Genomic DNA, 12,466 nt, shown 5'->3' with positions numbered 1-12,466 from the left:
TCAGTGCGCTTCGGGCGGCCGCGCGGCGGGGCTGAAATATTCGCTCTCGGGCCTGGGATGGGCCGACAGGGCGAAGCGGCGATCGCAGTAGGCGCATTCGACGAAGTCGTCCTCGCCCATATCCATATAGACGAGGGGATGGCCGAGGGCTCCGCCGCCGCCGTCGCAGGCCACGCGCTTGGTCGAAACCACGATTTCTTCCGGCGGCGGGATGATCGCATCGGGATGGCGGGGCGGCATGATCGACCTTTGGAACGGGGAGGGCGCGTCGGCGACTCCCTAGGCGGAGAGGCGCCGGGCGTCAAACCTCGCGCGACTTGCGCCCGAAGATCCGGTCGAACAGGGCCTTGCGCCGCTTGAACAGGGTCCAGCCGAGGCAGCCGGCGGCGACCCACAGGCCGATCTCGCCGATCACCGCCGCCGTTCCGCCGTAGATCAGCAGATCTCGCGTATCGACCTGGCCCATCCGGTTCAGGACGAAGATCGCCGTGAAGGCGCCATAGCCGAGAAGGCAGAAGCCGAAGGCGGTCCAGCCGATCAGTCGGGCGCGGGGCATCAGGGCTCTCTGTCAAGCAAACTGTTCATAATGACAAGGAAACTGGACGTTACCTGTCATCATGTCAAGGAACATTGACACAGCGCCGCCCGGCGGGCGGGGCTTGGCCGGACGGGATCGCGCGCCTACCTAGGCGGACCGTTCCGCCTGAAAGCCTCCGATGACCGCTCACGACCCGCTCCCCGCCAACGCCATCGAGGTTCGCGGGCTCGAGAAGACCTACGCCGGGTCGAAGAAGGCCCCGCCCAAGACGGCGCTGCGCGGCGTCGACCTGGTCATTCCGCGCGGTTCGATGTTCGGCCTGCTGGGTCCCAACGGCGCCGGCAAGTCGACCCTGATCAACATCCTCGCCGGGGTGGTCAACAAGACCGGGGGCACCGCCGCGATCTGGGGCCGCGACATCGACAGACAGCCCCGCGACGCCCGCGCCGCCCTCGGCGTGGTGCCGCAGGAGATCGTCGCCGACGTCTTCTTCACCCCGCGCGAGGCGCTCGAGGTCCAGGCCGGCTTCTACGGCGTGCCGGCCCACGAGCGCCGTTCCGACGAACTGCTCGCCGCCCTCGGCCTGTCGGACAAGGCCCACGCCTACGTCCGCGCCCTGTCCGGCGGCATGAAACGCCGGCTGATGGTGGCCAAGGCGCTGGTGCACAATCCCCCGATCCTGATCCTCGACGAGCCCACCGCCGGCGTCGACGTCGAGCTGCGTCGTCAGCTCTGGGAGTACGTCCGCCGCATCAACGCCGAGGGCGTCACCATCCTGCTGACCACCCACTACCTCGAGGAGGCGCAGGAGCTCTGCGACACCATCGCCATCATGAACCGGGGCCAGGTGGTGGCCTGCGAGCCGACGCCCCAGCTGCTGCGCCGCCTCGACACCCGGAATGTGATCGTGACCCCCGAGGGTGAACTGAACGGCCTGCCGGTCCTCAAGGGCTTCGAGGCCGTCGCCCGCCCGGGCGGCGCCTTCGCCGTCACCTACCGCAAGGGCCAGTCGTCGGTGGAGCAGGTGCTGGCCGCCGTGCGCGCGGCGGGCGTCACCATCGCCGACATCTCGACCGAGGACCCGGATCTGGAAGACGTCTTCCTGGCCCTGACCTACGGCGACGCGGGGCAGGCCGATCCGACGAAGGATTGAAGGTTACGCCGCCAGCGGCAGCTCCGCCGCCTCCGCCACCCGCGAGACAACGCCGACCGCCCGCTCGCCCGCGTAGACGCTGATCCGCTCCCAGCCGGCGACCTGTTCGGCCACGGCCCGTGCCCGGGCCAGCGCCGTCCCGTCGTCCCGCGCGTCCAGAACGCACAGATCGGCGACGGGCTCTTCATTCGTGCTGACGATGCCGTAGTAGCAGTCCATCGGTCCCTCGCTCGGGGGCAATGAACTACCGGGCCGGGGACTCGTTCCTGTGACGGCTTCCCGACAGTTTATAGAAGTCAGGAAGTTCCCTAGACCACCATCACCGTCCCGATCAGCAACCGCGCACCCGCGCGGCCCACCGTCCGGTCGGTCGCCGCCTGAAGCTGCGCCACCAGCCGCTCCACGTCAGGCGGCGCCCCCGGCAGCAGGGCGTTGGCCGCCTGCTGGACCACGGCGGCGTAGGCGGCCCGCAGGCGCGGCTGCGACTGGGCGACGCGGGCGCGCAAGGCGGCGTCCGGGGTGTCGAGACCGGTCTCGACCGTCATCGTCCCGCGCCCGCCGCCATGGCGCCGGACGTTGGCGGTGACGGTCGGCAGGCGAAGGTAGCTGGGCTGCGGCGCGGCCTTGTCGCTGGACGCCCGTGCGGGCGCGGCGGCTGAGGCGGCGACGGCGGCGAGGCCGAGAAGGGCGCGACGATCCATGCCGCGACCTTGGCACGCGGCGCTTAAGGGCCGGTTACGCCGCCGCCCCGACCGCCCCGTCGCTCGCTCTTGCCTCCATCGGCTTGAGGTCGAGCAGATCGAACAGCGCCGCGTCCTCGTCCTGTTCCGGGTTGGGCGTGGTCAGCAGCTTGCCGCCGACGAAGATGGAGTTGGCGCCGGCCAGGAAGCACAGGGCCTGCATCTCCGCGCTCATCGTCTCGCGCCCGGCCGACAGGCGCACCATGGCCTTCGGGCAGACCAGCCGCGCCACGGCGACGGTGCGCACGAATTCGATCGGATCGATCTCGCCCTCCCGCCTGACCCGGTCGCCCAGCGGCGTGCCCGTCACCGGGACCAGCGCATTGACCGGCAGGCTGTCGGGATGCGCCGGCAGGGTGGCCAGCGCATGCAACAGGCCGGCCCGGTCGCGCCGCGCCTCGCCCATGCCGACGATGCCGCCGCAGCAGGTGCTCATCCCGGCCTCCCGCACATGGGCCAGCGTATCCAGCCGGTCCTGATATGTCCGCGTCGTCACCACCTCGGCGTAGTAGTCCGGTCCCGTATCGAGATTGTGGTTGTAGTAGTCCAGCCCCGCCGCCTTCAGCTGTCGCGCCTGATCGGCGGTCAGCATGCCCAGGGTGGCGCAAGTCTCCAGCCCGAGCGCCTTCACCCCCGCGATCATTGTCGCCAGCTTCGGCGTGTCGCGGTCCTTCAGCTCGCGCCACGCGGCGCCCATGCAGAAGCGGCTGGCCCCGCCGGCCTTCGCGGCCATGGCCTCGGCCAGAACCGCCTGGGCGTCCATCAGCTTCTCGGCCTTCAGCCCCGTCTGGAAACTGGCCGACTGTGAGCAGTAGCCGCAGTTCTCGGCGCAGCCGCCGGTCTTGATCGACAGCAACTGGCTCTTCTGCACCTCGGACGGGTCGAACCAGCGCCGGTGCACTGTCGCCGCCTCGAACACCAGCTCCATGAACGGTCGGGCGAACAGCGCCTCGACCTCGTCGAGGGTCCAGTTGTGGCGAGGGATCGAGAGGTCAGCTGTCATGTCCGCTTCCTGACGCAGGCCGCCCGGACCGGCAACCCCTCAGACCTCCATGATGATCTCGCCGCGCTTCAGGTCGATGACCACCCGTTCGAAGACGCCCAGCACGTCGACGCCCATCAGCATGGCCGGCGTGTCCCGCAATCCGAGCAGGCGGAAGATGTGGAAATCGCCCATAAGCACCGCCAGCTGATCCAGCACCAGTTCGTCGAAATGGACGGCCGAGACCACCATCGCCTGCGCCAGCGCGGCCCGCCCTGTCGGCGACTGGACCAGCATGTTCCCGGTTGAGGCCGCCCGGCTCTGGAACGGACGGGCGCCGGCGGCCTGCGCCAGGGCCGGATTGATCAGGGTGACCTGGGCGCCCGTGTCGACGATCGCCTGGACCGCCTGGCCCCGAACGAGGGCGTCCAGGACCATCAGGTCGACGCCGCCGCCCTCGGGAGGATGGAAGCGCACCCGCGGCCGCACCACTCCGAGGAACTGGTCGTGATCGGGTCGGGAGCGATGGATGGATGATCGACCCTGGCCGCGGAACCGCATGACCAGGCGCTGCTCGGCGAGCAGGTCGAGCCCGAGCAGGCCGTCCAGTCCGATCAGGCCGGCGCGCGAACCGACCGCCATCCGGGCCCCTCCGACCGACAGGGCTCCGCTCGACAGCGTGCGCGCACGTACGGCGGGGACGCGCTCGAGGCCGATCACTGTGTGCATGTCCAGTTCGCCGGCCGGCGTGATGTTCAGGCGATCGGCCAGATCGCTGGCGACCACCGAGGCGCTGGCCGCCGTGTCGACCGCAAAGCGGAACGGCCCCTGATCGTTGATGAAGACTGGCACTGTCGAGCGCCGTACCCGGTCGGTCGTCTGGTCGGCGCGGAATTCGTCGACCTGGGCTTCCTGGGTCAAGGCCGCGCCCGGCGCCGCGAGCGCCGCCAGCAATGCGCCGCCCATGACGCGGCGGCTGAGTCCGTCTGCCGTCATCACGCTCCTCCCGGCGCGCATGCTTGCACGGAATTTGGCTTCCCGCGACCCGGGCCCAGGATTCTGTCGGAAGCTTCATATAAGGATATCCTTATATGTTCATTGCCCCTCGGCGGGGGGCGGGCTATAGGCGGCGCAAAACCAGCGACGCTCCAGAGGCTTTCATGACCGACTACATCGTCCGCGACATCTCGCTTGCCGCCTATGGCAACAAGGAAATCGCCATCGCCGAAACCGAGATGCCGGGGCTGATGGCGCTGCGGTCGGAGTTCGGCAAGGACAAGCCGCTGAAGGGCGCCCGCATCGCCGGCAGCCTGCACATGACCATCCAGACCGCGGTGCTGATCCAGACGCTGGAAACGCTGGGCGCCGAGGTGCGCTGGGCGTCCTGCAACATCTTCTCGACCCAGGACCACGCCGCCGCCGCCATCGCCGCCAGCGGCACGCCGGTGTTCGCCACCAAGGGCGAGACCCTGGTCGAGTACTGGGAGTACGCCCACAAGATCTTCGAATGGGCCGACGGCGGCTATCCGAACCTGATCCTCGACGACGGCGGCGACGCCACCCTGCTCTGCGTGCTGGGTCCCAAGGCCGAGAAGGACATCTCGGTCCTGTCGAACCCGCAGAACGAGGAGGAAGAAGCCCTCTATGCGGTGATGAAGCGCTACATCAAGGAGAAGCCGGGCTTCTATTCGGCCATCCGCGACGCCATCGGCGGCGTGTCGGAAGAGACCACCACCGGCGTCCACCGCCTGTACCAGATGGCCGAGCGCGGCGAGCTGCCGTTCCCCGCCATCAACGTCAACGACAGCGTCACCAAGTCGAAGTTCGACAACCTGTACGGCTGCCGGGAATCGCTGGTCGACGCCATCCGCCGCGGCACCGACGTCATGCTGTCGGGCAAGGTGGCAGTGGTCTGCGGCTACGGCGACGTGGGCAAGGGCTCGGCCGCCTCGCTGCGCCAGGGCGGCGCCCGGGTGAAGGTCACCGAAGTCGATCCGATCTGCGCCCTGCAGGCGGCGATGGAAGGCTATGAAGTCGTCACCCTCGAGGACGCGGCCGGCGAGGCCGACATCTTCGTCACCGCCACCGGCAACAAGGACGTCATCACCGTCGAGCACATGCGGGCGATGAAGAACAACGCCATCGTCTGCAACATCGGCCACTTCGACAGCGAGATTCAGGTCGCCGGCCTGAAGAACTTCAAGTGGGACGAGATCAAGCCGCAGGTCCACCACATCGAATTCCCGGACGGCAAGAAGATCATCCTGCTGTCCGAGGGCCGACTGGTGAACCTGGGCAACGCCACCGGCCACCCGTCGTTCGTGATGAGCGCCAGCTTCACCAACCAGACGCTGGCCCAGATCGAACTGTGGACCAACAAGGCGTCCTACCAGAACCAGGTCTACGTCCTGCCCAAGCACCTCGACGAGAAGGTCGCCATGCTGCACCTCGGCAAGCTGGGCGCGAAGCTGACGACGCTGAAGCCGGAGCAGGCGGACTACATCTCCGTGCCGGTCCAGGGCCCGTTCAAGCCGGATCACTACCGCTACTGACCATCCCGGCCTATAGGGTGGCGGCATGACCGTACTGGACGTCCTTATCCTGCTGGCCATCCTCGCCGTGGCCGTCACCCTCGCCCTGGGCATCCGCTCGCTCTACCAGACCGGGCCGGAGGCGCGCTCGCGCTCCAACAAGCTGATGCGGCTGCGGGTCGCGCTGCAGGCGCTGGCCGTCGTTCTGCTGGTGGTCGGCATGTGGTGGAAGTCTACTCACGGGGCCTGACATGGTTGTCCTCAACCGCATCTATACGAAGGCCGGCGACGGCGGCGAGACGCGCCTGGCCTCCGGCGCCCCGGTCTCCAAGACCGACCCTCGCGTCGAGGCCTATGGCACGGTCGACGAGCTGAACGCCGTTATCGGCGTGGCGCGTCTGCACGCCGGCCAGAACGACCGCATCGACGCCATGCTGGCCCGAATCCAGAACGAGCTATTCGACCTCGGGGCCGATCTGGCCACGCCGCGGGAGCCCGAGCCCAAATGGGAGGCCCTGCGCATCCTCGACAGCCAGGTCGAGCGGCTGGAACAGGAAATCGACTGGATGAACGACTGCCAGAAGGCTCTCGACAGCTTCATCCTTCCGGGCGGATCGCCGCTTTCGACCCATCTTCATCTGGCCCGCACCGTCTGCCGCCGGGCCGAGCGCGACGCCATCCGGGCCGTCGAGGCGGGGCGCGAGCTTTCGCCCGTGGCGATCCGCTATCTGAACCGCCTGTCGGACCACCTGTTCGTCGCCGCCCGCCGGGCCAACGCCAATGGCTCCGATGACGTGAAATGGGTCCCGGGCGCGACCCGCTGACCTACTGGCCCAGCAGCGCCTCGCGCTGACGCTCCACCTCGGCCTTGCGCGCGGCCTTCGCGGCGGCCAGACGGTCTTCGATTTGCAGCAGTTCGCGGTTCTTGGCGTCCGAGGCTTCGGCCCGGCTCTGCCCGATCGGCCGCTTGGTGATCTCGGCGATCGAGATCGGCTGGGCGCAGATGCCGCTCCCGGGGTCCCACCACCGCCCGCCGGCCTCACAACGCTCGCCCGGTGCGACCACCAGGGCCTGGTAGGCGAACACGCCGCCGACCAGGACCGCGAAGGTCGCCAGGAACAGCAGGCTCAGTCGCTTCATGGTCAGCAGGCGATGCATCGTCGATTTCCGCTCTTGATCCGGACACCGGGCCGCGGGCCCGTTGACGCGGCGTTACGTTGACAGGCCGTGGCAGGCGTTCCATTCCCTGCCCGCACATTCCGGCGATCTCATGGACAGCGCAATGAAGGTACTCGTCCCCGTCAAACGGGTGATCGACTCGAACGTCAAGGCCCGCGTCAAGGCGGACCAGAGCGGCGTCGATCTGGCCAACGTCAAGATGAGCATGAATCCGTTCGACGAAATCGCCGTCGAGGAAGCCGTGCGCATGAAGGAAGGCAAGGAGCACCACGCCGCCGGCACGGCCGACGAGATCGTGGTCGTCTCCATCGGCGTGACGCAAGCCCAAGAGACCATCCGCACCGCCCTGGCCATGGGCGCCGACCGCGGCCTGCTGATCCAGTCCGACACCGACCTCGAGCCCCTCGCCGTCGCCAAACTGCTCAAGGCCGTGGTCGACGAGGAGAAGCCCGACCTCGTCCTGATGGGCAAGCAGTCGATCGACGGCGACAACAACGCCGTCGGCCAGATGCTGGCCGCCCTGCTCGACTGGCCCCAGGCCACCTTCGCCTCGAAGGTCGTCATCGGCGGCGGCAAGGCCACCGTGACCCGCGAGGTCGACGGCGGCCTGCAGACCGTCGCCGCCACCCTGCCGGCGGTGGTCACCGCCGACCTGCGCCTCAACACGCCGCGCTACGCCTCCCTGCCCAACATTATGAAGGCCAAGAAGAAGGAGATCGCCGTCAAGGCGGTCGCCGACTACGGCGTCGATGTCGCCCCGCGTCTCAAGGTGCTCAAGGTCGCCGAGCCGGCCAAGCGCGGCGCGGGCGTCAAGGTCACCGACGCGGCCGATCTGGTCGCCAAACTCAAGACCGCGGGGGTGCTGTAATGGCCGTTCTCGTCATCGCCGATCACGACGGCTCCATGGTCCGTGAGACCACCCACAAGACGGTGACCGCCGCCGCGGCCATCGGCGGCGACGTCGACATCCTCGTCGTCGGGCAAGGCGCGAAAGCAGCCGCCGACAGCGCCGCGAAGATCGCCGGCGTGCGCAAGGTGCTGCTCGCCGAATCCGCCGCCCTCGGCCATCAGCTGGCCGAAGCCGTCGAGGCCACGGTCGTCGGTCTGGCCGGCGGCTATGACGCCATCCTCTCGCCGGCCAGCATGGACGGCAAGAATTTCATGCCGCGCATCGCCGCGAAGCTCGACGTCGCCCCGATCTCCGACATCGTCGAGGTCGTCTCGGCCGATACCTTCGTCCGCCCGATCTACGCCGGCAACGCGCTGGAGACGATCCAGTCCTCGGACGCGAAGAAGGTCATCACCGTCCGCCCGACCGGCTTCGCCGCCGCCGCCGAAGGCGGCTCGGCCAAGGTCGAGAGCGTCGCGGGCGCCGACGCCGGCAAGTCCGCCTTCGTCAGCGAGGAGATGGTCAAGTCCGACCGCCCCGAGCTCGGCGCGGCGAAGATCGTCGTCTCCGGCGGCCGGGCCATGGGTTCGGCGGAAGAGTTCCACGCCGTCATGGACCCGCTGGCCGACCGGCTCGGCGCCGCCGTCGGCGCCAGCCGCGCCGCGGTCGACGCCGGCTACGCCCCCAACGACTACCAGGTCGGCCAGACCGGCAAGGTCGTCGCCCCGGCCCTCTACATCGCCATCGGCATCTCGGGCGCCATCCAGCACCTCGCCGGCATGAAGGACTCCAAGATCATCGTCGCCATCAACAAGGACGCCGACGCCCCGATATTCCAGGTCGCCGACTTCGGCTGGGTCGCCGACTACAAGACGGCGGTGCCGGAGCTGATGAAGGCGCTGGGGTAGGGGCTCCTCGGATGACGTCCGAGGACGAGGTAACGCTGCAGCGGCTGATCGGGGACGCTCAGGAGGTCGCCGACCGGTCACCGGTTACTTTCCTGCCCTTTGAGCGGCTGGATGAGGGGTTCCGGATCATCGCTTTTCATGGAGATCGCGACGGGAAGGATGAGAGGCGGGATCAGGAGTTCGTCTATTTGTCCGATGTCATCGAACGGGCCAGCGGCGGAAACCTGCTGATCGAATCCGTCTACCGAATTGAGGCTGGGGTGATTCAGGAGCGGACACCCCAAAGCCATCTATGGGTGAGAAAGCCGTCGCTCGACGGATAGGGTCCATGGCCAGCCTCCCCGTTCGCCTCACCCCCGGCGCGTCCGCCGATCGCATCGACGGCTGGGACGTGGACGCCGACGGCCGGCCCGTCCTCAAGGTCCGCGTCCGCGCCCGGCCGGTCGAGGGCGAAGCCAACGCCGCCCTGCTCAAGCTGCTCGCCAAGACCCTGGGCGTGCCGAAATCCGCCGTCGCTCTCGCTCGCGGCGGCCAGTCGCGCACCAAGATGATCAGCGTGGCCGGCCTCGCCGACGACGCGCTGCGCGCCCGCCTTACCGGTTTGTAATGTTTCCGGCCTTGTCGCGACGCGGCCAAGCCTCTTGTAATCCCCCCTCGTTCTGCGCCGCCGGCGCATCAGGGGAGCGTCCGATGACCGTCAACCGCCTGCGGGGCCCCAGCCTCGCCGCCCTTGCCTGCGTGCTCGCCGGCGCCATGGCCCTGTCCGCCTGCGCCACCACCGGCGGCGACAGCCCTTCTGACGACAGTGCGTCGGACGACAGCGAAGCGTCCGAGCCGCTGGCCCGCGGCCTCGACTACGCCGCCAACCCCGACCCTTTCCCCTCGACCTATCGCGGCCTGCCGCGCGAGAACATGGCCATCGTCGGCGGCACCGTCTTCACCGGCGCCGGCCAGCGCATCGACAACGGCGTGGTCATCGTCACCGACGGCCGCCTCGCCGCCGTCGGCGACGCTTCGACCCCCATCCCGGCTGGGCATCGCCGCGTCGACGCCCAGGGCCGCTTCGTCACCCCGGGCGTCATCGACACCCACAGCCACCTCGGCGTCTATCCCTCGCCCGGCGTGCAGGGCATGAGCGACGGCAACGAGGCGACCCAGCCCAACACCGCCGAGGTCTGGGCCGAACATTCCCTGTGGCCGCAGGACCCCGGCTTCAACGCCGCCCGCGCCGGCGGCGTCACCACCCTCCAGATCCTGCCCGGCTCGGCCAATCTGTTCGGCGGCCGCGGCGTCACCGTCCGCAACGTCCCCTCGGTGACCATGCAGGGCATGAAGATGCCCAACGCTCCCTATGGCCTGAAGATGGCCTGCGGCGAGAACCCGTCGAGGGTCTATGGCAGCCGCAACAGCTCGCCCGCCACCGGCATGGGCAATGTCGCAGGCTATCGCGCCGCCTTCATCGCCGCCCGCGAGTACAAGGCCAAATGGGATAAGTGGCGCGAGGACGGCGAGGGTTCGCCCCCGACCCGCAATCTCGAGCTGGAGACCCTCGCCGGCGTCCTCGACGGCTCGGTGCTGATCCAGAACCACTGCTACCGCGCCGACGAGATGGCCGTGATGATCGATGTGGCGAAGGAGTTCGGTTATAAGATCACCGCCTTCCACCACGCCATCGAGGCCTACAAGGTCGCGCCCCTGCTGGCCCGCGAAGGCATCTGCGCCGACATGTGGACCGGCTGGTGGGGCTTCAAGATGGAGGCGCTCGACGCGGTCGAAGCCAACGCCGCCCTCGTCGACGCCCAGCCCGGCAGCTGCGCCGTCATCCACTCCGACGACGCCGAACTGACCCAGCGCCTCAACCAGGAAGCCGCCGCCGCGCTCGCCGCCGGCCGCCGCATCGGCATGGACATCCCGGAAGAGCGGGCGATCAGCTGGATCACCCTCAACCCGGCCCGATCGCTCGGCATCGCCGACCAGACCGGCTCGCTCGAGGCCGGCAAGCGCGCCGACGTGGTGATCTGGAGCGCCAATCCGTTCAGCGTCTACGCCCGCGCCGACCAGGTCTTCATCGACGGCGGCCTCGCCTTTGACCGCTTCAACCCGGCCTATCAGCCGGTGTCCGACTTCGAGCTGGGCCAGCCCGGCTACGGCGTTTCCGCCGCCAACGTGACGCAGGGAGCCCGCTGATGCGCCTCAGGACCCTCATCCTCGCGGCGGCCTCGGTCGCCGTCCTCGCGTCCCCCGCCTTCGCCCAGGAGCTGACCGCCATCACCGGCGGCCGGGTGCTGACCGGAACCTCGGTGATCGAGAACGGCACCGTCGTCATCCAGAACGGCCGCGTCGTCTCGGTCGGGGTCATGGCGCCGCCGGCGACCGCCCGCATCATCGACGCCACCGGCAAGGTCGTCGCTCCAGGCTTCGTCGCGGTCGACTCGGGCCTCGGCGCCTCCGAGGTTTCCTCCGTCGGCGGCTCGGACGACCTGCGTAACGGCGCCAACACCATCAGCGCCTCGTTCGATGTCTCCTACGGCCTCGATCCGTGGTCCTTCACCCTGCCGGTGGCCCGCCTCGGCGGCATCACCCGGGCCATCGTCGTCCCCAATCATCCGGGCGGCGGCGGCGGCGGCCACGCCCATGACGACAGCGACTTCGCCGGCGTCGGCGACGGCGGCTATCAGTCGCCCAGCCTGTTCGCCGGCCAGGCCGCCATCATCCACCTCGCCGAGGGGAGCGACATTCTCGTCAAGCCGCGTGTGGCCATGGTCGCGCCGTTCGGCGAGGCCGGGGCCGGCGTCGCCGGCGGCGCGCGCGGGGCCGAGTTCGTCCAGTTCAAGGAGACCCTGGCCGAGGTCCGCCTCTACGCCCGCAACAAGGCCGCCTATGACCGCGCCGGCCTGCGCGACCTCTCGCTGTCGCGCGCCGACCTCGAGGCCCTGATCCCGGTCGCCAATGGCGACATGCCGCTGATCGTCACGGTGCGCCGCGCCGCCGACATCCAGCAGGTGCTGCGCCTGGCTCGCGAGGAGGGGGTGAAGATCATCCTCGACGGGGCCGAGGAGGGCTGGCTGGTCGCCGACCAGATCGCCGCCGCCGGCGTGCCGGTGCTGCTCAATCCGATCTCCAACCTGCCGGGCAATTTCGAGACCCGCGCGGTGCGCATGCAGAACGCGGCGGCGCTGGACGCCGCCGGGGTGCTGATCGCCATCAAGGGCAACGAGGGTTCGATCCACCGCGCCCGGGAGACCCGCTACAACGCCGGCAACGCCGTCTCGCACGGCCTGTCGTATGAGTCGGCGATCGAGGCGATCACGGTCAATCCGGCTCGCATCTTCGGCATGGCCGGCCAGTTCGGCGAACTGCGCCCCGGCGCCGCGGCCGACGTGGTGATCTGGTCCGGCGACCCTCTGGAGCCGCTCAGCCTCGCCGAGACCATCTTCATCGGCGGCGCCGAACAGGCCCCGACCAGCCGACAGTTCCTGCTCCGCGACCGCTACGCCGACGGCGGCGAAGGCGCGATGCCGCCCGCCTACACCCGGTGATCGCAAC

At 69.1% G+C, this 12,466-nt stretch carries 17 protein-coding genes; 10 read left to right on the top strand and 7 right to left on the bottom strand.

Features of this window, described 5'->3' with window-relative positions:
• On the bottom strand, positions 1-240 hold the full coding sequence (locus ACSQ1L_RS08005; RefSeq protein ID WP_435993742.1) for a zinc-finger domain-containing protein: 240 nt from the start codon (positions 238-240) through the stop codon (positions 1-3).
• A 61-nt stretch (positions 241-301) separates the two neighbouring features.
• Positions 302-556, bottom strand: a complete 255-nt coding sequence (locus ACSQ1L_RS08000; RefSeq protein ID WP_435993741.1) for a hypothetical protein — start codon at positions 554-556, stop codon at positions 302-304.
• 160 nt (positions 557-716) lie between these two features.
• On the opposite strand from ACSQ1L_RS08000, the gene ACSQ1L_RS07995 reads away from it, so the two are divergent.
• Positions 717-1,691 (top strand): ABC transporter ATP-binding protein, encoded by a 975-nt coding sequence (locus ACSQ1L_RS07995; protein ID WP_435993739.1) that lies wholly within the window; start codon positions 717-719, stop codon positions 1,689-1,691.
• A gap of 3 nt (positions 1,692-1,694) precedes the next feature.
• Here the strand turns inward: ACSQ1L_RS07995 and ACSQ1L_RS07990 are convergent, their stop codons facing one another.
• The 4 genes from ACSQ1L_RS07990 to ACSQ1L_RS07975 form a co-directional block, all read right to left on the bottom strand.
• Entirely contained in the window at positions 1,695-1,910 is a 216-nt protein-coding gene (locus ACSQ1L_RS07990; RefSeq protein ID WP_435993737.1) for a hypothetical protein, read from the bottom strand.
• Between the two features lie 89 nt (positions 1,911-1,999).
• Positions 2,000-2,392 carry a Tat pathway signal protein gene (locus ACSQ1L_RS07985; RefSeq protein ID WP_435993735.1) on the bottom strand — a complete coding sequence of 131 codons (393 nt, stop codon included), beginning with the start codon at positions 2,390-2,392 and terminating at the stop codon, positions 2,000-2,002.
• 34 nt (positions 2,393-2,426) lie between these two features.
• A complete protein-coding gene (gene bioB / locus ACSQ1L_RS07980; protein ID WP_435993733.1) occupies positions 2,427-3,434 on the bottom strand; it encodes a biotin synthase BioB in 1,008 nt (335 codons plus the stop codon).
• 39 nt (positions 3,435-3,473) lie between these two features.
• Entirely contained in the window at positions 3,474-4,409 is a 936-nt protein-coding gene (locus ACSQ1L_RS07975) for an aspartyl protease family protein (RefSeq protein ID WP_435993731.1), read from the bottom strand.
• 164 nt (positions 4,410-4,573) lie between these two features.
• Here ACSQ1L_RS07975 and ahcY point away from each other — a divergent pair, with 164 nt between their 5' ends.
• From ahcY to ACSQ1L_RS07960, 3 genes are read left to right on the top strand one after another with little or no spacing between them, the layout of a single operon-like run.
• Positions 4,574-5,965: an adenosylhomocysteinase gene (ahcY, locus tag ACSQ1L_RS07970; protein ID WP_435993729.1), complete on the top strand. Its 1,392-nt coding sequence runs from the start codon at positions 4,574-4,576 to the stop codon at positions 5,963-5,965.
• A 25-nt stretch (positions 5,966-5,990) separates the two neighbouring features.
• Positions 5,991-6,194 (top strand): twin transmembrane helix small protein, encoded by a 204-nt coding sequence (locus ACSQ1L_RS07965; RefSeq protein ID WP_435993727.1) that lies wholly within the window; start codon positions 5,991-5,993, stop codon positions 6,192-6,194.
• Between the two features lies 1 nt (position 6,195).
• Complete coding sequence (locus ACSQ1L_RS07960) at positions 6,196-6,768, top strand: cob(I)yrinic acid a,c-diamide adenosyltransferase (protein ID WP_435993725.1); 573 nt, start codon at positions 6,196-6,198, stop codon at positions 6,766-6,768.
• 1 nt (position 6,769) lies between these two features.
• On the opposite strand, the gene ACSQ1L_RS07955 is transcribed toward ACSQ1L_RS07960, so the two are convergent.
• Entirely contained in the window at positions 6,770-7,102 is a 333-nt protein-coding gene (locus ACSQ1L_RS07955) for a hypothetical protein (RefSeq protein WP_435993723.1), read from the bottom strand.
• Between the two features lie 124 nt (positions 7,103-7,226).
• Here ACSQ1L_RS07955 and ACSQ1L_RS07950 point away from each other — a divergent pair, with 124 nt between their 5' ends.
• The 6 genes from ACSQ1L_RS07950 to ACSQ1L_RS07925 all read left to right on the top strand — a co-directional run bounded on the left by ACSQ1L_RS07950 (position 7,227) and on the right by ACSQ1L_RS07925 (position 12,459).
• Entirely contained in the window at positions 7,227-7,991 is a 765-nt protein-coding gene (locus ACSQ1L_RS07950) for an electron transfer flavoprotein subunit beta/FixA family protein (protein ID WP_435993721.1), read from the top strand.
• Positions 7,991-8,920 carry an electron transfer flavoprotein subunit alpha/FixB family protein gene (locus ACSQ1L_RS07945; protein ID WP_435993719.1) on the top strand — a complete coding sequence of 310 codons (930 nt, stop codon included), beginning with the start codon at positions 7,991-7,993 and terminating at the stop codon, positions 8,918-8,920. The genes ACSQ1L_RS07950 and ACSQ1L_RS07945 overlap by 1 nt, the downstream gene beginning before the upstream one ends.
• Before the next feature lie 11 nt (positions 8,921-8,931).
• On the top strand, positions 8,932-9,243 hold the full coding sequence (locus ACSQ1L_RS07940; RefSeq protein WP_435993717.1) for a hypothetical protein: 312 nt from the start codon (positions 8,932-8,934) through the stop codon (positions 9,241-9,243).
• A gap of 5 nt (positions 9,244-9,248) precedes the next feature.
• Positions 9,249-9,527 carry a DUF167 family protein gene (locus tag ACSQ1L_RS07935; RefSeq protein ID WP_435993715.1) on the top strand — a complete coding sequence of 93 codons (279 nt, stop codon included), beginning with the start codon at positions 9,249-9,251 and terminating at the stop codon, positions 9,525-9,527.
• A gap of 83 nt (positions 9,528-9,610) precedes the next feature.
• The gene (locus ACSQ1L_RS07930) at positions 9,611-11,107 is read left to right on the top strand and encodes an amidohydrolase (protein ID WP_435993713.1); all 1,497 of its coding nucleotides are present in this window, start codon (positions 9,611-9,613) and stop codon (positions 11,105-11,107) included.
• The gene (locus ACSQ1L_RS07925; RefSeq protein ID WP_435993711.1) at positions 11,107-12,459 is read left to right on the top strand and encodes an amidohydrolase family protein; all 1,353 of its coding nucleotides are present in this window, start codon (positions 11,107-11,109) and stop codon (positions 12,457-12,459) included. The genes ACSQ1L_RS07930 and ACSQ1L_RS07925 overlap by 1 nt, the downstream gene beginning before the upstream one ends.
• Positions 12,460-12,466 lie beyond the last annotated feature (7 nt).

The sequence above is a fragment of the Brevundimonas sp. LjRoot202 genome (assembly GCF_964253355.1).
GTDB lineage: Bacteria > Pseudomonadota > Alphaproteobacteria > Caulobacterales > Caulobacteraceae > Brevundimonas.
Note: the sequence above shows the minus strand (reverse complement) of the source record. Positions and strands in the feature narration are given on the sequence as shown.